Genomic DNA, 20,411 nt, shown 5'->3' on the forward strand with positions numbered 1-20,411 from the left:
CAGGAAAAATAACTCAAGGTAAGGCGCTCGATTGAGCAATAGCTGGCTATTGGGATTGAGAGCAACACAGCCTTGAGCTATTTTAACTAGTACAAGTGAGCAATAACTTAATGGGATTGGTATTATACCAGTTCCATTAAGTTTGTGATCTTGTTGTGCGCAGGAAAAATAACTTAAGGTAAGGCGCTCGATTGAGCAATAGCTGGCTATTGGGAGTGAGAGCAACACAGCCTTGAGCTATTTTAACTAGTACAAGTGAGCAATAACTTAATGGCATTGGTATTACTACAAAATTATTGCTTCACAGCTAAAACGCGCAGAGTATATACTAATCAAAATATCATGCACAAATTTTAAATAAGATTAATGACCATTTAAAAGCCTATGAAAAAAAATAATAACATAACGAAAATTAAAGCAGTTGCCCGCCATCATGGTTTGTTTATTACCTTAACCGGTTTTATAGCTTTACTGATCATGGCTTGGCTATGCAGCTATTATTGGCAACAAGCACGCTTTCCTTTAATGTTTATGGTGCTCGCTTGCTTAGTGACGATATTTATCGGTTTACTAAAATTAGCTGAACCACCCTACAGTTTAATTGTGGCACCTGAGACATTAGTTTTTCATCATCGCCATGGTCGTTGGCAACTTAATTGGCAACAGATCCGCAATATACATTGTGTGACTAATACGGTTGGCATCACCCGTGAAGAATTAAATTACGTTGGCATCAAACTAACTTCGATAGATAGCATAGCAAACAATATATCTCTGCGTTTAGCCAACCGGATGATCCACGAACAAAAACCTCTTATCCACTATTGTATTCGGCACCAATTACTTACCTTTGAACAAGGTATCATAAATTTTGAACCTTACATTTTGAAAGATGGCAGTGTCATTAAAGGGCCATTAGCCGCTTTTTTACATCAAAGTGAGGTATTGCATTATGCACTTGGCGCACACCTATTTATTGCTGCAAACAATTTAAATAGCACAATTGACGACTTTGTATTTTTGGCAAACACTTACTTAGCTAATGCAAAAGAAGCCTATTATTAATCTTTAACTGTAATGCTGTCCCTAGGTATTGAAGAAATACAAGACATAAAATTTAGTAATACCAGTGCCATTAAGTTTGTGATCTTGTTGTGCGCAGGAAAAATAATTCAAGGTAAGGCGCTCGATTGAGCAATAACTGGCTATTGGGAGTGAGAGCAACACAGCCTTGAGCTATTTTAACGAGTACAAGTGAGCAATAAATTAATGGGATTGGTATAAGTAGTTATTCTACTTATAAATTTTATGACACCGTAGTTTTTATTTTAACCATTAAAAATGAGCAGATAATTAATCAACTTGGTATTAAACATCATCATTGTTTCAGCTCCAACTGATTGGGACTCTATGGTATTTCAAACTGATCAGTTTATCCTTGACGATAGACATGTTGACATGCATGCCCTAGTTGATTGACTTGCCCCTTTAAAAACAAGAGCTGGGCTAAGTGTCACATTTAAACGGCTAAAAAATACCGCAAGACTGAACATGGCTGAATTTAAGGTTTTTTATCTGGTGACTTTTGAAGTGCTCAATCCTGGAAATACCGCACTTGACATAATTACCCTACCAGAGCCGTCGACAACAGTATTTGAGTTTTAATATGAAGTTAAGATTAAAAATAACGCTGAAGCACTTACTCACGTAACAGGCATTTATTCTCGTGAGACAACAGTAAGCGTAACGTCAAACGCTAATCGGCTTATCAGTGACATCGGTGCCACTGAAGCACTCACAGCCATATGAGCACTACAGCCTTAGATTATTTTAACTAGCACAAGTGGACAATAACTTAATCCAATGGGTCTAAATAAAAGCAAAGGCATCGCCATACATATGGTCAATTAATGCACCTTGCTTAACAAAGTCTTCACGCACGGCAGCGACCATTTCAAAACGGCCAGCTAAGTAAATGTCATAATCGGCTAAGTTGTTAACTTCTGCCATCACTACTTTATGTACCATACCCGTACGACCTTGCCACTCATCATTCGGCGCTTCAATTACGGGAATAAATTTACCATTAGCTAACTTGTTAATCGTGGTAGCTGTTTGTGCTAATTCGTAACACGCACTCGGATCACGTAAGCCCCAATAAACCATGACTTCACGTTGAGAGTCTTGCAATGCTAAATATTCAAATATAGATTTAATGTAAGAAAAACCGGTACCACCAGCAATAAGCAATAGCGGACGTTGACTCTCTTCGCGTAACTGCGCATTACCCAGTGGTATTTCAATAGTCACCTCTGTGTTGGCTTTAATGTGCTCAATCACTTGCATCGGATAGCTATCTGAGCCAAAAGCACCAATTTGTAATTCAATTAACTGTGCACCTGGGGCACTAGCAATTGAAAAGGGCCGCTTATCATCGTCACTCATCACAAAATTTAAATATTGTCCGGCAGAAAAATTAACAGGCTGACTCGGCTTTAAAAGCGCTTTATAAACATGCTCTGTTAATGGGGTTAACGACGCTACCTGACATGTAATCATTTTCATTTATTTTGTACCTTATTACTGCCTGCTTGATGTTTTGCTACAGTATTATTAGTGTATGAGTTATAACAATTAAACTAACTAAATGCTCTTATTAAATGGCCTGACTAATAGCTTTCAGTTTTGATAATTTCTCTCATTCATTGATGAAATCTCTTAAGTCATTACGTTACAGATTAGAATTAGACCAAAAATTTGTCAGTATTATAACGGTTGAAAGATAAAATCCCTAATTGATAACAATATCGTGTAAATTATTTTTTTGACTTTAATAGTCATTGCAATACTAAAGCTGCTTTATACCCACTCGATAAGCTTGCGATCTTGTTATGCACAGGAAAAATAATGTCAGGCGCTCGATTGATGCTGACATCACCGTTGCTAGCTATATCGGTAGTTATACCAAGTTGATTAATTACCTGCTCATTTTTAATGGTTAAAATGAATAACGACAGCGTTATAAAATTTATAAGCTGAATAACTACTGACTAAATTTTATGCCTTGTATTTATCCATTTTTCCTCATGAAAAAGGTGATCACTTAATTAATCAAATTGGTATTATTGAAAATAACACCGATATTAGCTGCTTAGGCTAATTTAGAATGAGCAATTATTTATTTCAATTTCCATAAAAATGCCATCAAAAGGTCATCAAAAGTCATTTTATTGCTGACACAAAAATGCCAGCGAATGCTGGCATTTTTAAGTAATGTTTTTCTCAGTATTACTGACGCTTCATTGAATCAAAAAACTCATTGTTAGTTTTTGTCATCGCCAGTTTATCGATCATGAATTCCATTGCATCAATTTCACCCATTTCATGGACAATTTTACGCAATATCCACATTTTTTGTAACTCATCAGGCTTGGTTAATAGCTCTTCACGACGTGTACCACTGCGGTTAAAGTGAATGGCTGGGAAAACACGTTTTTCAGCAATTTTGCGTGATAAGTGTAGTTCCATATTACCTGTGCCTTTAAACTCTTCGTAGATAACTTCATCCATTTTAGAGCCTGTATCAACAAGGGCTGTCGCTATAATGGTTAAACTTCCACCTTCTTCAATATTACGCGCTGCACCGAAAAATCGCTTTGGACGATGTAAAGCATTAGCATCAACACCACCGGTTAATATTTTGCCTGATGATGGAATAACCGTATTGTAAGCACGTGCAAGTCGGGTAATTGAATCTAATAAAATAACCACATCTTTTTTATGTTCAACTAAGCGCTTTGCTTTTTCAATTACCATTTCTGCTACTTGAACATGACGGTTTGCCGGTTCGTCAAACGTAGAAGCAATAACTTCACCTTTAACTAAACGCTGCATTTCCGTTACTTCTTCTGGACGCTCATCAATAAGTAATACCATTAATTCAGCATCTGGATGATTATGGGCAATACTTTGGGCAATGTTTTGTAGCAATAACGTTTTACCGGCTTTTGGCGGTGCTACGATTAAGCCACGTTGTCCTTTACCAATCGGTGAAGCTAAATCTAACACACGTGCAGTAATATCTTCAGTCGAACCGTTACCGCGTTCCATGGTCATGCGGTCGGTTGGATGAATAGGTGTCAGATTTTCAAAAAGAATCTTATTACGAGAATTTTCAGGACGATCAAAGTTAACTTCATTAACTTTCAGTAACGCAAAATACCGTTCACCGTCTTTCGGTGGGCGAATTTTACCGTTAATAGTATCACCGGTACGCATGCTAAATCGGCGTATTTGGCTCGGTGATACATAAATATCATCAGGACCGGCTAAATAAGAAGAATCTGCTGACCGCAAAAAGCCAAAGCCGTCTTGTAGAATTTCTAAAACACCGCTACCAAAAATATCTTCACCACTTTTAGCATGGGCTTTTAAAATGGCAAAAATAATATCTTGCTTGCGGTTACGAGCCAAATGCTCCAATTTCATTGATTCTGCGAGCTGAACTAGTTCGCTGATCGACTTTTCTTTAAGTTCGTTAAGATTCATAGTGGTGGGTTCTTAGACTATTTAGGTTGTTATGCTGCGCCGTTTGGCGATTTAGGATGTTTGAGTATGGTATTGAAATGTTCTTTTGTTCGAAATGTAAATTTAGCATTAAAAAGCAAACCAGTAAAGGATCACTTAATTGATCTTAAGCTAAATAACAAAAAGGCCCGATCATTCGGGCCTTTTTTTATAAATTCTTATCAATAAACTCTTTTAATTGAGTTTTCGATAAAGCACCAACTTTGGTGTCAGCGACAACGCCATCTTTAAATAGCAAGAGCGTAGGAATACCACGGATGCCATATTTAGGTGGAGTGTTAGAATTTTGATCAATGTTTAATTTACCGATAGTTAATTTACCAGCATATTCTTCAGCAACATCGTTTAACAATGGTGCGATCATTTTACATGGTCCACACCATTCAGCCCAAAAATCAACTAGGACCAAACCAGATGCATTGATTACATCAGTGTCAAAACTATCATCAGTTAACTGAACAATTTTATCGCTCATTTATATCTCCATTAAGGTGGCCTATCGCCAATTGGTTAAGATTATACCTTCATCACCATTAATTACCAACATTGATATATAACAGTTATCGACATTTTATTACAAAATCAACTAATGCTATCAATTTATTAAGGCTTTTATGTGAATCTAATTTTTATTAATAGCGTAACCTGTTAAGCTAGCGGTATGAAAAAAACACACTTAACAGAAATAAAGTTCTCCGAACTTAAGCTCGAGCCTACCGTTGTTAGCGGCCTCGAATCAATGGGCTTTGAATATTGTACTGCAATTCAAGCAAAGTCTCTTCCTATCCTCACGACGGGCAAAGATATTGCCGGTCAAGCGCAAACTGGCGAAGGTAAAACTATTGCCTTTTTAGCTGCAACATTTCATCATTTGTTACAGAAAAAAAATGTTAGCCACAATCAACCGCGTGCTTTAATTATGGCGCCAACACGTGAGCTTGCTATCCAAATTCATCGCGATGCCATTGAAATGGCAAAAAGTACCGGGTTACGCCTTGGTATTGTATATGGTGGTGAAGGTTACGAAAGTCAACGCCAAGAACTTGAACAGGGTGTAGATATTTTAATCGGCACTTGTGGTCGCTTACTTGATTACTTAAAACAAGGTATTTATAACCTTAGTAACATCGAAGTTGTAGTACTTGATGAAGCTGATCGTATGTTCGATTTAGGCTTTATTAAAGATATTCGTTATATGTTTGGCAAGATGCCAGCAGCGACTGAGCGTTTAAGTATGCTATTTTCGGCTACCTTGTCTTTTCGGGTGAAAGAATTAGCCTTTGAGCACATGAACGACCCTGACAGTGTTGAAGTAGAACCCGACCAGAAAACCAACGTTCGTATTTCAGAAGAGCTATTCTATCCTTCTAATGAAGATAAAATGTCTTTACTACAAACATTGATTGAAGAAGATTGGCCAGATAAAGCAATTATTTTTGCCAATACTAAACATGTTTGTGAAAAAATATATGCTCACCTTGAAGCTGATAATATCCGTGTTGGCATGCTTACCGGTGATGTTATTCAAAAGAAACGTCTGAAAATTTTAGAGCAATTTACTGCTGGGCAGCTCGATGTGTTAGTGGCTACCGATGTCGCGGCACGTGGTTTACATATTGAAGCCGTTACCCATGTATTTAATTATGACCTACCTGATGACTGTGAAGATTATGTTCATCGTATTGGCCGTACAGGCCGTGCTGGCGCTACTGGCCATGCCATTAGTTTAGCGTGTGAGCAGTATGTCTTTAATTTACCAGCAATTGAAAGCTATATTGATCATTCCTTACCCGTGAGTAAGTATAATCATGATGCGCTATTGACCGATTTACCAAGACCTAAACCACGCCCACGTCGTCATAAGCCTCACAATGGCGGCCAAAATCGCAGCCGCAGTACAACTAGGCCTCAAAGGAACAGCTAGTTAATGACGACCACTTCAATGGAGACTTTATCACCTCTGTATGCCGTGGTTGATTTAGGCTCTAATAGCTTCCATATGTTGCTTACTCGACAACTTGCCGATAGTGTGCAAGTTGTTGATAAAGTAAAGCGTAAAGTGCGCCTTGCTGCTGGCTTGAGTGCAGCATACATATTGTCTGAGCAAGCTATGGCAAAAGGCTTAGAATGTTTAAGTTTTTTTGCTGAGCGCTTGCAAGATATCCCCAAAGAAAATATTCGAATTGTTGCCACAGCCACCTTAAGATTAGCGCATAATCGTGCTGATTTTATTGCCAAAGCTGAGCGAGTTTTGGGCCATAAGGTCACCTTGTTAAGCGGCATTGCTGAAGCTAAGCATATATACCTTGGCGTAGCTCATACCAGTTATAGCGCTGATAAGCGCTTAGTTTTAGACATTGGTGGTGCCAGCACAGAGATTATTGTTGGCCAAGGTTTTACCGTTAAACAAGCCCATAGCCTTAACTTGGGTTGCGTCACTTATAATCAACAATATTTTCCTAATGGTACGCTGACAGCTGAAAACTTCGCCCAGGCAATATCAGCCGCTGAACTAACAATCGCGACAGTAAAAGCAGATTTTTGTGCTATCGGTTGGCAATGCGTACTGGGTGGCTCAGGTACTATGCAAGCATTAGCCGAAATGTTGATTTATCAACATAAGCCCAGTGTGCTTTCATTGGACTTTCTTTATCACGTCCAAAGACAATTGCAAACCTTTGATCATATCAAGGATATTAATTTACCCGGCTTATCAACAGAGCGAAGTCCGGTTATTGCCAGCGGGCTAGCTATTTTAATAGCTTTATTTCAACAATTTTCTATCCAAGCGTTAACCCTCTCTAGCGGTGCCTTACGTGAAGGCTTACTATATGAAATGTTACCTAATAGTCACACCACTAACATTCGCCAACGCACGATCCAAGCATTAAGCCAACGCTTTCATATTGATCAACAACATGCCGATAGTGTTAAGCGGCAAATTCGCACGCTATTTACCCAATTAAAAAATGTCTGGAATTTACCTGACGGTAATGCATTAGATCTATTATTGGCTAGCGGGGATTTGCATGAAATAGGTTTATTGCTTGAATACAAATATCATCAACAGCACAGTGCCTATATTCTTAGTCATGCAGATTTAGCTGGTTTTAGTCAATCGGATCGACAATTATTGGTGAGTTTAGTCACACTTTATAAGGGTGATATCAACCAAACACTTATTGAACAACAATCAGCGATAGACCCTGAAAATGCAACAAAGTTGCTTATTATTCTTCGCTTAGCAGTAAAGCTTTGCCGTCGCCGCAAAGACGATAAATTACCTAATTACCACATACGACTAAACGATAAGGCTTTACACCTGTCCTTACCAAAAACTTGGCTGATGCAACACGCGCTGATTCGTGATGAATTAAAGCAAGAAAACGACCATATTGCCCGCCTAGGTTATCGCTTGCACATTGACTATGAAAATGAATTAAGCGGCTTAATCACCCCCGACTGAAAGACATCACCAAACTCGCACCGTTAACTACTATATTTATTAGCCTCTGGAACAACAAGCGCTGCTTGCTCCTGAGCATAAAAAAGCCGCGCTATATAGCACGGCCATTGACTAACAGTAAATTCACCACACCTTGATGTATTCAGCTGCTATTTATACCAAGTTGATTACTTGTTCTGTTCTTCTTTTAACCAACGCGCTACTCGCTTAGCAAAGTAGGTGAGAACACCGTCTGCTCCAGCTCGTTTAAACGCCAACAGGCCTTCCATTACGCAAGGTTTTTCCGCTAACCAGCCATTTTGAATTGCGGCCATATGCATGGCATATTCACCACTGACTTGATAAGCATAAGTCGGCACTTGAAAATTATCTTTTACCCGGCGCACTATATCTAGGTAGGGCATACCTGGCTTAACCATCACCATATCTGCACCTTCGTGAATATCTTGCGCGACTTCATGCAAGGCTTCATTACTATTGGCGGGATCCATTTGATAAGAGAATTTATTACCGCCTTTGATATTACCTGCAGAGCCAACAGCATCACGAAATGGGCCATAGTAGCTAGAGGCGAATTTGGCAGAATAAGCCAAGATCTTAGTATTGGCAAAACGGTGCTGCTCTAGTTCTTGACGAATCGCGCCAATACGGCCATCCATCATATCTGAAGGAGCAACAACATCAGCGCCCGCTTGTGCATGAGACAGGGCTTGTTTGACTAAAATATCCTTAGTTACATCATTAAGGACATAACCGTTATCATCGATAATGCCATCTTGACCATGAGTGGTGAATGGATCTAAGGCAACATCAGTGATCACACCTAAGCTTGGGAAATTTGCCTTCACTGCTCGTACGGCACGCTGGGCCAAACCATCAATGTTATAAGCTTCTTCAGCCAACAGTGACTTTTTATCAGCCGGGGTAACTGGAAAAATGGCAATCGCAGGTATGCCTAAATCCACCAGTTCCTGACATTCTTCTAATAACAGATCGATACTTTTACGTTCAACCCCCGGCATAGAAGCAATAGCTTCACACTGATTTTCACCTTCCAAGACAAAAACAGGGTAAATCAGATCATTGACACTGAGTTGATGTTCTGACATTAAACGTCGTGAAAAATCATCAGAGCGCATACGACGCATACGACGGGCGGGATATTGGCCAAAGACGTTGTTCATAGTCATTTCCTATAATAATTTAATTTTACTTACTTGTACTTGATCTCGACCAGCTTGCTTAGCTTTATAGAGGGCTTTGTCTGCCCTGTCAAAAATAATTTCAGGGGTCACATCTTGCTCTTGCTGATACGTGGTCACACCACAGCTGACGGTTAAATCAATAACGCTTTCATTATTAAGAATGTATTGCTGACTTACACTTTGACAAATTTTTTGTGCCAAAGCTAAAGCCCCTTTTTCATCTGTTTCAGGTAGGATCAAACAAAATTCCTCACCACCGTAACGACAACCCACATCAGTACCACGGCGCAATAAAGCGTTAATCATACTAGCCACTTCAACAATGCACTTATCACCAGTTAAATGGCCATAACTATCGTTGACGTTTTTGAAATGATCGATATCGACCAGAATTAGGCTAAGTGGCGTTAAGTTACGGCGGCTACGCCTAAATTCTGCCATTATTTTTTCATCATAGTAGCGACGATTATAAAGCCCTGATAATTCATCAAGGGTATTTTTCTCTTTTAACACTTGATTGACCGCTTCTAACTCTTGCAGGGCAATATTCAACTCTAAAGTTCTTTCTTGTACTCGGTTTTCTGATTGCTCTTGGCTTTCATCTTGTAAAGCTAATAAATTTTTCTGCACAAGATCAGAAGCTTTAGCACTGGCTAACACTTGCTGTTTAGCTAACTTCTCATCTCGGATATGACAATAATATTTACGCCCCATCAAATAGTTCACCATAATCGCCATAAACCAAAAAGCCACCATATCGAGACCATGAATCACTTGAGCAGAAAAACGCCAGTAGTAGAGTAAATAAGCCATCATATTAAAGCTTAGCTGCACGACTAAAATCAGTGAATATATTTTGGTTAGACGCCTTTTTTCCTCTCTCACAGTACTAGCGACATAGAGTAGTGCAAGCAAACTAATACTAATCGGTATTTGCGTTAATAACCAAGTAGCTGCTCTATCGCCAAACACATAACTTAGGGGCACCATAACCGTCATAACAATGGCTAAACCTAATAGCAATTGATAGCTATTTTCACCCCTTTTTTTTAGGGAAAACAATTTAATCGTAAAGCTGAAAAATAGCATGTTAGATAAGTTGGCGAAAAATAGGAGTTCAGTATTGAGTAGATAAATATTGTGAGTAAATAAGCCAAAAAATGAAATGCCACCAGCAACCAAAATACTCAGCGCCTTTACGGCAAAAAATAACGCTAAAATTACCATACTGTAACTACGCATGGCGCTGGCCCAAGTAAAACAAAGCAAAGACAGAATCAAACCGCTACCAATAAATATATGCTGTACAGGTAACTGTAATAACAAACTTGGCTTTGCAAGCAAAAGCACACCTTGAGCATTCACCACGGAAAATATTAACCAAGCAATAAAAAAAATCATAAGAGCGATGTATAAATTACGCATTATGAGTACTTAAATTAAAAACTCTTGCACTATTGAGGGTCGTTTGTTTGATAATTTCCTGTTCGCTATAACCCATTAATTCGGCTAATACGGTGACAACATAAGGTAAGTAGCTTGGTTCATTGCGGCTACTTTTAGGTTTTGGCCGTATGTTTCTTGGCGTCAAATAAGGTGCATCAGTTTCGATCATCAATCGCTCTAGTGGAATAAAAGGCACAATATCACGTAGCAGTTGACCACGGCGCTCGTCACAAAGCCAACCCGTAATGCCAATGTACATATCAGCATCTAGACACTGTTGTAATTCTTTTTGATTGCCAGTAAAGCAGTGAGAAACCATCGCGGGAATACGAGTAATATAAGGTTTTAAAATTTCAAACCAAGGCTCAAAGGCATCGCGCTGATGTAGAAATAACGGCAATTGCAGTTGCTCTGCCAATGCCACCTGCTGAGTAAAAACAACTTTCTGATTGATGGCACTCGAGAAATTACGATTAAAGTCTAGCCCACACTCACCAATAGCTTTAACACAGTTATTTTTGGCTAAATCGGCTAATTGTTGCGAGAAATTTTTCTCAACATGATCGGCATCATGCGGGTGAATACCGGCAGTACAATATAGGTAGTCTGGATAGTGCTGACAAAGCTCAATGGCTTGCTTACTTGCCAAAACATTAGTGCCGGTAACAAGCAAGGCATTAATGTTTTTTGCTTTAGCACGCGCAATAACAGCAGCAAGGTCTTTGTCAAACCGTGTATTGGTTAAGTTAACGCCAATATCAATCAAGGTATTATAAGCTTTTTATTTCAGGCGTTTAACGCGAATTTTTCTGTTGGAATCTGGCATGTTTTTCTTTAGATAAACCGCACTCATAAAGCCTTTTTTAAGTAAGACACTCTCGCCCACCTTAACTTTAAGATACTCATTATCTGTTTGTTTCCATTGTTGACCATTTTCAAAAGTGAAAAATAATTTGCCGTATTGATCTTCACTTAACTGCTCAACAGTAAAAACAATCTGTAGATCTTCTTCAACTACTTGGGATTTTTTTAAATGTTTTGCACCAAAATCTGCTGCTTTTGTCGACGTAGGAGCCATGACAGTTTTCACTTTAGCCTCTGGCACATTTTTCTCCAGCTTAGCAACCACATTGACCGGTAGCATGGCCTGCTCAGCTAAGTCATCAAAACAAACCAAACGCGCTAAACTGTCTTGAATTTTTACACATTGGGCTAAATTGCCATCAAGTGTTGCTGCTTTTGTCGTCAGTGACAACAAAGCCAACATAGCGAGCGTTACAAGAGAATTATTGTTCATCATTGTTCTTCCTTTGATTCTGTTTCGTCCTCTGTTCGATAATAAATAGAGGCGATAATAATACCTAGCTCAAATAACAATAGCATGGGTAATGCCAGCATGGTTTGAGAAATAATATCTGGTGGTGTTAACAACATACCAACAACAAATGCACCAACCACAATATAAGGGCGTTTAGTGCGCAAACTGGCTGGAGTAGTTACCCCAGTCCAACACAGTAATATAATGGCAATGGGGATTTCAAATGCCGCGCCAAAAGCAAAAAATAGCTTTAAAACAAAATCTAAGTAGCTACTAATATCTGTTGCAATAGTAACGCCATCGGGTGCTACCGAAGAAAAGAATGCGAAAGCAACTGGAAATACTACATAGTAAGCAAACGCAATACCACCATAAAACAATAAAGTACTACCAAGCATTAAAGGCGCCATTAAACGTTTTTCATTCTTATATAAACCAGGCGCAATAAACGACCACAGTTGATATAAAATGTATGGCATAGCAATAAATATTGATAAGACAATGGTGAGTTTAAATGGCGTAAAGAAGGGTGATGCTACATCGGTCGCAATCATTTGCGTCCCCTCTGGCATAACAGCCAGAAGCGGTTGTGCGACATATTGGTAAATATCTTGAGCAAAGTAAATCAAGCAACAGAAAACAACTAACACACCTAACACTGCATGCAATAATCGTGTTCTGAGCTCTAATAAGTGATCAAATAATGTGTGATTCTGTTTAACTGCTGAACTCATTTACCCTGCTTTTCATTTTTATTATCATCAAGCTGTTCAACTTTTTCGGACGAATCTGTTGTTTTTTCAGCTGTTTGATAAGGGTTGTTGACCATTGCTGCTGCTTCTTGTAGTGACTTCACTGACGCTGCAACTTCTGGTGATAAATCTTTCATGTCAGATTGTTCAGCTTTCTTTAAGTTAGCATGCAGTTCATGAATACGCAGTTCTTCGGTAAGTTCACTTTTAACACCCTCACTAAAGTTACGCATGCTAGTTATCCAGCTACGCACAGAACGAATGGCTACAGGTAATCGCTCGGGCCCTAGTACCACCAAGCCAATAATAGCAATTAATAGTAGTTCCCAAAAGCCTATATCAAACATTAAACTTGGTCTTTGTCTTTTTCAGCCACGGTGCTTTTTTTGGCTGTTTTATCACCTAAACTGTCGCTACTAGCTAAGTCTTCTTCACTAGCCTCTTCTTTTTTTGCCGTATCGTCGGTGACCGCGCTTTTAAAACCTTTAATTGCTGATCCTAAATCGGTGCCCAAATTACGTATTTTTTTTGTGCCAAACAACAATACGACAATGACCGCAATAATTAATAATTGCCAAATACTTATACCGCCCATAAAAAACTCCTATATTTTAATTGATTTCATTATAAAGTTTATAGAAAAAAAATCACCAACTGATATGATAAATAATGAGGTAAAACAAATTTTGATAAGAATGTATTGTAAAAATCAGTATTATTGGCATTTTTGCCTAGTGTTATTTTACTTTGCATTTGCAAACTCAGCCCAAGCTTATACTGCCACAGAAGTAAAAGCGCCCGCTGAGCAAAAAGATGATCACTGGATGCAAGGATTGCATGAAACGGTTTCTGACTCCGTTTATCAATCTGCGCACTGGTTTGATAGTTTTTTTATCGCAAATGATGGTGAACAACAAAGTCCAAAAACAACCGCAAAAATTAGTTTTGCTTGGTTACCAAAAAGTCGTGACTGGAGTAAAGTCAAACCGCGCTTTCGATTGCGGGTTAAATTGCCACATTTTCAAGATAGAGTCAGTGTCGTATTATCTGACGAAACAGATGATGAACTCAACAATTTACCGCTAGAGTCAGTAAACACCAAGCCAAACACTGAAGAAGAAAAGTTTTCTTTAGCGCTTAACTATACTCAAGATAAAAAAAATGACCGGTTGATGAATTATCGTTTAGGTATTTCAGGTGGTGATATATTTGTTAGAGCAAAACATAAACGTCGCTTAACTATTAATACCAAGCAGAGTTTCTTAGTTGAACCGTCATTGTATTACTACCTTGATGATGGTCTTGGCACCAAATTATTACTGGAATACGATTATCAATTAAGTAGAAAATCACTCTTTCGTCTAAATTATAGTATTCGAGGCTCTGCGGCCTTTAGTGGTATTCGCTGGAAGCATGGTTTTTATAAACTAGATCAAATAAATCACACCACGGCATCAGTACTGAGCTTGCAAGCGGAAGGTGAACGCAACGGTGCAAGAGGCTTTGTTATTGATAAATACACCTTAAGTTATCGATATCGCTTTAATGCCGTGCGTGATTGGTTGTTTTTTGAAATAGAGCCTTTTGTAGAGTTTCCCGAACAAGAAAATTACAACACAACCCCAGGTATTGCCTTGCGCATTGAAGGCTTTTTTCACAAAGGTTAGCGTTAAACAGTTCGAGCGTTAAACTAGGCTGGAATAATTGCTACAGTGTGACTTTTAGCATCAAGATAACTTTCAGTATCAACATCAATATTATCTTCCACTATTTTTCCTGGCCGGTTAATATAATAGCCTTGGCCAAACTCACAACCTACGGTTTGCAACTTCTTAAACATGGCTTCAGATTCAATGCCTTCAGCCACTAGTTGATAGCCAAATTTTGTCCCCAGCTCATGCAAGGCTTTAATTAAAGATAAGTTTTTATCATTGTGATTTAAAGTATGGATAAAACTGCGATCGAGTTTAATAAATTCAAACGGGTAGTTATGTAAGAAATTAAAAGATGATAAACCCGCGCCATAATCATCTAAAGCTAACTTAACACCAAACTCTTTCAATTTTTGTAAGCCTTTAAGTGCTAGTTCGGTATGTCGAGCAAAAGCAGATTCATTAAATTCCAGAATCAGTCGTTCAGGTTCAACCGTATTGGCACTAATTAAAGCCATTAATTTTGTTAATTGATTCGCTTGAGTTAAGTGACGGCCTGATAGGTTGACACCAATATAAGTGTTTTCATGTTCTTTGAACTGTTGCCATCGTTTTAATTGCAAACAAACTTGTTCAATTACCCAAGTTTCTATATCCAAAATCATACCGGTTTCTTCTGCCATAAAAAGAAATTCACTCGGCGTTAATAAGCCTTTGCTTGGATGTTGCCAACGTAAAAGCACTTCAAAACCTATAGTTTTAGTTGAGGTTAGATCTGAAATCTTCTGATAATGCAACTCAAACTGTTTACTTTCAATAGCTTGTCTTAATTCTTGCTCAAGTGTCATGCTAGCAATAATTTTTTCCCGCATGCTGTCCTCAAAGAAAACGTATCGACCACGACCTAAACTTTTTGCTTCATACATTGCGGCATCAGCATCACGTAATATTTCGCTGGCATCTTTATAGCTAACCCGACTTTGAGCAATGCCCATACTGGCATTTGAATACAAGGTGTGACCTTCAAGCTCAAAAGGTTGTGCAATTGATGTAATGATACGAGACGCAATCTCTTCAATGTCTGCAAGTGCTTGTAATGAGTCTAATAACACGACAAATTCATCACCACCTAGCCGAGCTAAAATGTCATTGTCACGCACACAATCGCCTAAGCGACGCGAAATTTCGATTAAGAATTGATCGCCAGCATGATGTCCTAGGGTGTCATTGATCATTTTAAAGCGATCTAAATCAATAAATAAAACGGCAAATCTGTAATTAGGATGGCGTTTTAAATGCCGAATAGCATAAGTTAAACGCTCTGAAAACATCGACCGATTAGGCAGTTGAGTTAAAGCATCATGATGGGCTTCATGATATAAACGTGCTTCTGCTTTTCGACGTTCTTCGATTTGCATCCGTAAATGGAGATTGGTTGCTTGAAGTTCTTCGGTGCGTTTATTTACTATTTCTTCAAGCGCGTCATGACTTTTTATCGCTTGTTGTTGTGCCTTTTGTCGTAAAATTTCAATGGCGATATGGTGGCTAACAAAACGCATAAGCTCAAGGTCTTTGCTGTGATAAGCATTTTTATCTTGATAATGCTGGATGGCAATAACCCCAAAAATTTCACCTTGATCGGATAAAGGAGCTGCCAGCCAAGCGCGTGTCAAGGCATGCTCAGGGTATTGTGGGCTAAAGTCGCATTGTGTTACTTCACCTTCTGCCGCTAATGTGTACATTATGCTATCGCGCAAAAGTATCGGTTTAGCTATTTTTATCGCCATTTCAGACAGGCTGTCGCTGAGCTTTCTCGTAGTGGGCTGTGCTAATTTTTCATCACAATGATAAGGAAATTCTAATTGGCTTTTATCTTCAGATAATAATGCAATATAAAAATTTTTTGCCGGCAATAGCTTGTTTATTTCGCCATGTAGAGCTTGATAAAAACCTGAAATGGCTTGCGATTTTGTCGTTAACTCAGAAATATTAAGTAGCACTTGATGTGTCTTAACCGCTAACTGCCTTTCAACAATTTCACGTTGTAACTGTTGATTGGTTTGCATTAAGTTAACGGTACGTTGGTGGATACTAGACTCTAATAATTCTCTACTTCGCACGCGATCTATCGCTGTGACTAAGTGTTCAGCAATAAATTCTAAAATTTGGCAGTTTTTCTCAGAAAAACAGCGTTTTTTATCGTAACTTTGTAGAGAAATAACCCCAATAATCTGTTTACCGCGTTTTAACGGCACACCAAGCCAATCTGCCCATACTGAGCCATACAAGACAATTTTATCCGCTTTGGCCAGTGCCATTCTTTCTTTGGCAGAACAATGTATCGGTGCTTGGCGCAGTAAAACTAAGCCGGTGAGACTTTTTCGCCCTTTAGCTAAATCAAGATCTTCATGTAAACGCTTTTCTACAGGATTATGACAGTAGGCTAATTGTAATTCCTCAAAGGGGTTTAACAAAGCTATATTGAAACTGTCCGTAGCCAGTAAGCTTTTAATTACTGACTCAAGGCCCTGATAAAACGTATCCAAATCCGTTATTGAACTGGCTAATTCAGACAGTTGTAACAAACTCGATTGCATGCTTTTAAGCTCTCGATACTTTTTAAGTAGCGATTTTAACTTAGGAAGTTGGCGTATCGCATGAGTATTTTCCTTCGCCATCAAGTCCATTCAAAAGTTCCATTTTATGATTAGTATTATTTTTGTACGGCTAGTCTAACAAAATAAATAGGCTTAGCGAGACCTTAGCGTCATTTATTCTTTAATAATGCTAGTTTCATTAATTATCTGGTCTACTTTATACTTAGGGGAAGCAGCCAAATACAAGGCATTTATTTTAATAACTAGTTGCTCAGGACAATAGGCGCCTGCATGGTCTAATAAGCTGCATCCATGCAGTGATAATAATTAAATAAATAACGCCGGAGTAGCTTGTTTTAATCAGATGAAATGCTCAAATAATTAGTGAGCTTGGTATAATAATATAACCTCAGTTCTGGCTAAAACGTCAAAACAACACACTATCACCTTCATGTTATCGTGACATATCCTTGATACTAAACATAAAAAAAGCGATGGTAATGCCATCGCTTTTTTAAGGTAACCCAGATAACTAACTCAATTGAGTTAGTTAAAAGTTATATGATGTACTAATGAACATATTTCGACCTACCACATCATAAATACTGGGTACTGTACCCATATCATTACCGCCTTGTACTGCTTCAGGCTCGGTATCAAAAACGTTTTTAACACCGCCATTAACCGCCCATTGGTCGTTAATGTAATATGAGGCAGAAACGTTATGATAGATAACATTATCGGTAGCGAATTGCTCGCCGTAATATTCACCACCCATGCCACGAATAAACTGCGCGCTGTAAAGTACGGTTAAATCTTCAGTGACATAGCCAGAAACCGATAAATTAGACTTAATGTCAGCATAACCACCAATATTACCATCAATAGTACCAGTGTAGTCCGTATCATCTTGTTCAAATTCAATTAAATAAGTGGTGTCAAAGGCGACTTTAAACAAGTCATGACTATAGCTGACATTCCAATCAACACCTGAAGTTTTTTGCGTGCCGATATTAGTTAGTTGAGCGCCTAAGTCAGATAAGTCACCGCCAGCGGTAATATTTACCGCTGTACATGAAGCTTGAGTACCATTAAAGCAGGCATTCAATTCTTGCTGAACATCAACACGACTAATGGCATTGGAAATATCAAACGCCCAGTAATCTATTGTGGTAGAAAGATTTTCAGCTAACTCCAGCACAACACCAAAAGTAAATGACTCGCTTTCTTCAGGCTGTAGGTCTTCATCACTGGTGTAATTGACTTTAATTTGTGCATCTAGCTCATTACCCCACGGATCACTCAAATAGTCATAAGAGCCACTGTCACCACCGTATAATTCACTGACACTGGGTGCTCTAAAACCTGTGGCGGCTACTGAACGCACCATAAATGAATCATTAACTCGGTATGTAGCACCAAGTTTCCACGTTATCTCACCACCAAAGGTAGAGTACTGGTCGTAACGCGAAGCCGCTTCAAAGGTTAATGCATCAGTTACTGGCACTGAGACTTCGCCGTAAACTGATTGCACAGAATAGTTACCGTCAGTAGCAAACTGCTGTGCTGCGGTACTTTCACCTTTTTGAGTCACTTCATCAGGAGTATAATAACCACTTTCATGACGGGTCTCAAAGCCAACCGCATAGCCAATATCGCTTTCAGTTACACCACTATAGCCCGCAGCTAAAGTAAATTGCTCATTACCGCCTTCATTTTCTTCATTGTATATAATGCCTTCAGACACTAATACACTTTTATCAAATGCTTCGCCGCTGAACCAAGAACTTTGGTCTTGATAGATACTGGTTAGCATATTACCGGCATGAATCGAATTTTGAACGCTATCTTTCGAGTCATTTCGACCGTATGTTGCCGAAATATCCCACATCGCATCATTTTCTAAATAGCCTTTAAGGCCAATTGACGCGCGATAGGTATCAGTTTCTTGTGAATAAATACGTGGGCCAGCGTCAGTCATACGACGTCGGTAATTTACTTTTTCATCAATAACATGCTGGTCATCAGGGTTATCAATAGCTGAATTAAGTTCATCAAAAACATCTTGGATATTGTCGATATGTATAGAATTCAACTTATTGGTCACTAAATCTAAGTTCGCTGGCTGTGGTGCTAATTGCTGATTAGATTCACGGCGTGTGTACATTAAATCAACATTGAGTTCAGTGTCTGAGTCTAGTTCAGTATTATAAGCAGTAAAGAAGCTTAATAATTCATTGGGTGTTTGTGCATAACTATCAGCAGTATAGTCGTATGAGCTATCTCTTGACTTAAAACCACCTGATGCATCTGCAACTAGACCCGCTAAAGAGCCTGTCGGAATAAATGAAGATTGACCCGGTGCAACAAAATCACGGTCAGATTGAATAATTTCACCACGGTCAGAGTACTGTAAGCCTAAGACTAAATTACCATTGGCTAGCTCTACACCATGTAAAATGCTAATACCTTTACTTGTAGCATCGCCTTTATCGGTTTGGCTACCTTCAACAGTTAACTCAGTACCAACAAAGTCTTTTTTAGTAATGATATTAACTACACCGGCAATCGCATCAGAGCCATAAACAGCAGAGGCACCATCTTTAAGAATTTCAATATTTTTGATCATCGCAACAGGTATAGTATTTAAGTCAACCGCTGAATCAGCACCTGTGCCTGATGACACCATACGGCGACCATTTAATAGTACCAAAGTGCGTTGAACACCCATACCACGTAAGTTTACTGTTGCGGTTCCGCCCGAACCATTATTGCTGGTAGCGCCTAAACTCATGCCTGCGGCGGTAGGCTGTGCTGATAATATTTCTTCTACTGAGGTGTAGCCACTTTGCGTAATAAAATCTGCCGATATTACCGTTATTGGGCTGGCTGTTTCAATATCAGTACGGTTGATACGTGAACCCGTTACCTCGATACGTTCAACACTAGTCACTTTGTCTTCTGCGGCACTGACCTGACCGGCCACAACTAAAGAGCTGGTTGTACCAACGAGTAAAGCAATGCGGATAGCATGGCTTAAAAATTTTTCTGAATACATTAAATTCTCCGAACCTCAATTATTAGCTTTTTTTATACAATAGCGTTTTATCGCCGAAATCAATTTTGCGACAAAAGTTCAGTGAGGTTTGTTATTTAATGTTGAAGAGTTGTAATGTAACGTAGGGAAGTTGTAACTTTCATTATTATTGTGTTATTTTAGGTTAAATATTTGCGCTTAACCCAGATTTAAGCGGTTGTTTTATAACCATAATAATTATCTTGTCACTATAAATATTTTCTATTATCACGCCTCACAGTTATAGCAGGCTCTTTATTCTGCACATAAAAAAACCGGCAGAAGCCGGTTTAAATTAAGTATTTTTTAGCG

16 protein-coding genes are annotated in these 20,411 nt (G+C 38.7%); 4 read left to right on the forward strand and 12 right to left on the reverse strand.

Features of this window, described 5'->3' with window-relative positions; all coding sequences use genetic code 11:
* Nucleotides 1–384: 384 nt before the first annotated feature.
* A complete protein-coding gene (locus ESZ39_RS02430; RefSeq protein ID WP_146878206.1) occupies nt 385–1,065 on the forward strand; it encodes a DUF2982 domain-containing protein in 681 nt (226 codons plus the stop codon).
* Nucleotides 1,066–1,869: 804 nt separating this feature from the next.
* Here ESZ39_RS02430 and fre read toward each other — a convergent pair.
* The 3 genes from fre to trxA all read right to left on the reverse strand — a co-directional run bounded on the left by fre (nt 1,870) and on the right by trxA (nt 5,062).
* Complete coding sequence (gene fre, locus ESZ39_RS02435) at nt 1,870–2,565, reverse strand: NAD(P)H-flavin reductase (protein WP_146878207.1); 696 nt, start codon at nt 2,563–2,565, stop codon at nt 1,870–1,872.
* 723 nt (nt 2,566–3,288) lie between these two features.
* The gene (rho, locus tag ESZ39_RS02440) at nt 3,289–4,548 is read right to left on the reverse strand and encodes a transcription termination factor Rho (RefSeq protein ID WP_146878208.1); all 1,260 of its coding nucleotides are present in this window, start codon (nt 4,546–4,548) and stop codon (nt 3,289–3,291) included.
* Nucleotides 4,549–4,735: 187 nt separating this feature from the next.
* Entirely contained in the window at nt 4,736–5,062 is a 327-nt protein-coding gene (trxA, locus tag ESZ39_RS02445; RefSeq protein WP_126670492.1) for a thioredoxin TrxA, read from the reverse strand.
* Between the two features lie 186 nt (nt 5,063–5,248).
* On the opposite strand from trxA, the gene rhlB reads away from it, so the two are divergent.
* Nucleotides 5,249–6,511, forward strand: a complete 1,263-nt coding sequence (rhlB, locus tag ESZ39_RS02450) for an ATP-dependent RNA helicase RhlB (RefSeq protein WP_146878209.1) — start codon at nt 5,249–5,251, stop codon at nt 6,509–6,511.
* A gap of 3 nt (nt 6,512–6,514) precedes the next feature.
* Nucleotides 6,515–8,053, forward strand: a complete 1,539-nt coding sequence (locus ESZ39_RS02455; RefSeq protein ID WP_223270204.1) for a guanosine-5'-triphosphate,3'-diphosphate pyrophosphatase — start codon at nt 6,515–6,517, stop codon at nt 8,051–8,053.
* Nucleotides 8,054–8,220: 167 nt separating this feature from the next.
* Here the strand turns inward: ESZ39_RS02455 and hemB are convergent, their stop codons facing one another.
* The 7 genes from hemB to tatA are packed head-to-tail and all read right to left on the reverse strand — an operon-like array spanning nt 8,221 to nt 13,369.
* Nucleotides 8,221–9,237, reverse strand: coding sequence for a porphobilinogen synthase (hemB, locus tag ESZ39_RS02460; RefSeq protein ID WP_146878210.1), 1,017 nt, complete (start codon nt 9,235–9,237; stop codon nt 8,221–8,223).
* A 9-nt stretch (nt 9,238–9,246) separates the two neighbouring features.
* Nucleotides 9,247–10,683 carry a sensor domain-containing diguanylate cyclase gene (locus ESZ39_RS17925; protein ID WP_223270205.1) on the reverse strand — a complete coding sequence of 479 codons (1,437 nt, stop codon included), beginning with the start codon at nt 10,681–10,683 and terminating at the stop codon, nt 9,247–9,249.
* The gene (locus tag ESZ39_RS02470; RefSeq protein WP_146878211.1) at nt 10,676–11,470 is read right to left on the reverse strand and encodes a TatD family hydrolase; all 795 of its coding nucleotides are present in this window, start codon (nt 11,468–11,470) and stop codon (nt 10,676–10,678) included. Before ESZ39_RS02470 ends, ESZ39_RS17925 begins: the two co-directional genes overlap by 8 nt.
* A 15-nt stretch (nt 11,471–11,485) precedes the next feature.
* On the reverse strand, nt 11,486–12,004 hold the full coding sequence (locus ESZ39_RS02475) for a hypothetical protein (protein ID WP_146878212.1): 519 nt from the start codon (nt 12,002–12,004) through the stop codon (nt 11,486–11,488).
* Nucleotides 12,001–12,756: a twin-arginine translocase subunit TatC gene (tatC, locus tag ESZ39_RS02480; protein WP_146878213.1), complete on the reverse strand. Its 756-nt coding sequence runs from the start codon at nt 12,754–12,756 to the stop codon at nt 12,001–12,003. Before tatC ends, ESZ39_RS02475 begins: the two co-directional genes overlap by 4 nt.
* The gene (gene tatB, locus ESZ39_RS02485; RefSeq protein WP_146878214.1) at nt 12,753–13,121 is read right to left on the reverse strand and encodes a Sec-independent protein translocase protein TatB; all 369 of its coding nucleotides are present in this window, start codon (nt 13,119–13,121) and stop codon (nt 12,753–12,755) included. The genes tatC and tatB overlap by 4 nt, the downstream gene beginning before the upstream one ends.
* Complete coding sequence (gene tatA, locus ESZ39_RS02490; RefSeq protein WP_146878215.1) at nt 13,121–13,369, reverse strand: Sec-independent protein translocase subunit TatA; 249 nt, start codon at nt 13,367–13,369, stop codon at nt 13,121–13,123. Before tatA ends, tatB begins: the two co-directional genes overlap by 1 nt.
* Nucleotides 13,370–13,508: 139 nt before the next feature.
* Here tatA and ESZ39_RS02495 point away from each other — a divergent pair, with 139 nt between their 5' ends.
* Nucleotides 13,509–14,441, forward strand: a complete 933-nt coding sequence (locus ESZ39_RS02495; RefSeq protein ID WP_146878216.1) for a hypothetical protein — start codon at nt 13,509–13,511, stop codon at nt 14,439–14,441.
* A gap of 23 nt (nt 14,442–14,464) precedes the next feature.
* On the opposite strand, the gene ESZ39_RS02500 is transcribed toward ESZ39_RS02495, so the two are convergent.
* Entirely contained in the window at nt 14,465–17,113 is a 2,649-nt protein-coding gene (locus tag ESZ39_RS02500; protein WP_146878217.1) for an EAL domain-containing protein, read from the reverse strand.
* Nucleotides 17,114–17,573: 460 nt separating this feature from the next.
* Nucleotides 17,574–20,081, reverse strand: a complete 2,508-nt coding sequence (locus ESZ39_RS02505) for a TonB-dependent receptor plug domain-containing protein (protein ID WP_146878218.1) — start codon at nt 20,079–20,081, stop codon at nt 17,574–17,576.
* Between the last annotated feature and the right edge of the window lie 330 nt (nt 20,082–20,411).

The sequence above is a fragment of the Colwellia sp. C1TZA3 genome (assembly GCF_007954265.1).
GTDB lineage: Bacteria > Pseudomonadota > Gammaproteobacteria > Enterobacterales > Alteromonadaceae > Cognaticolwellia.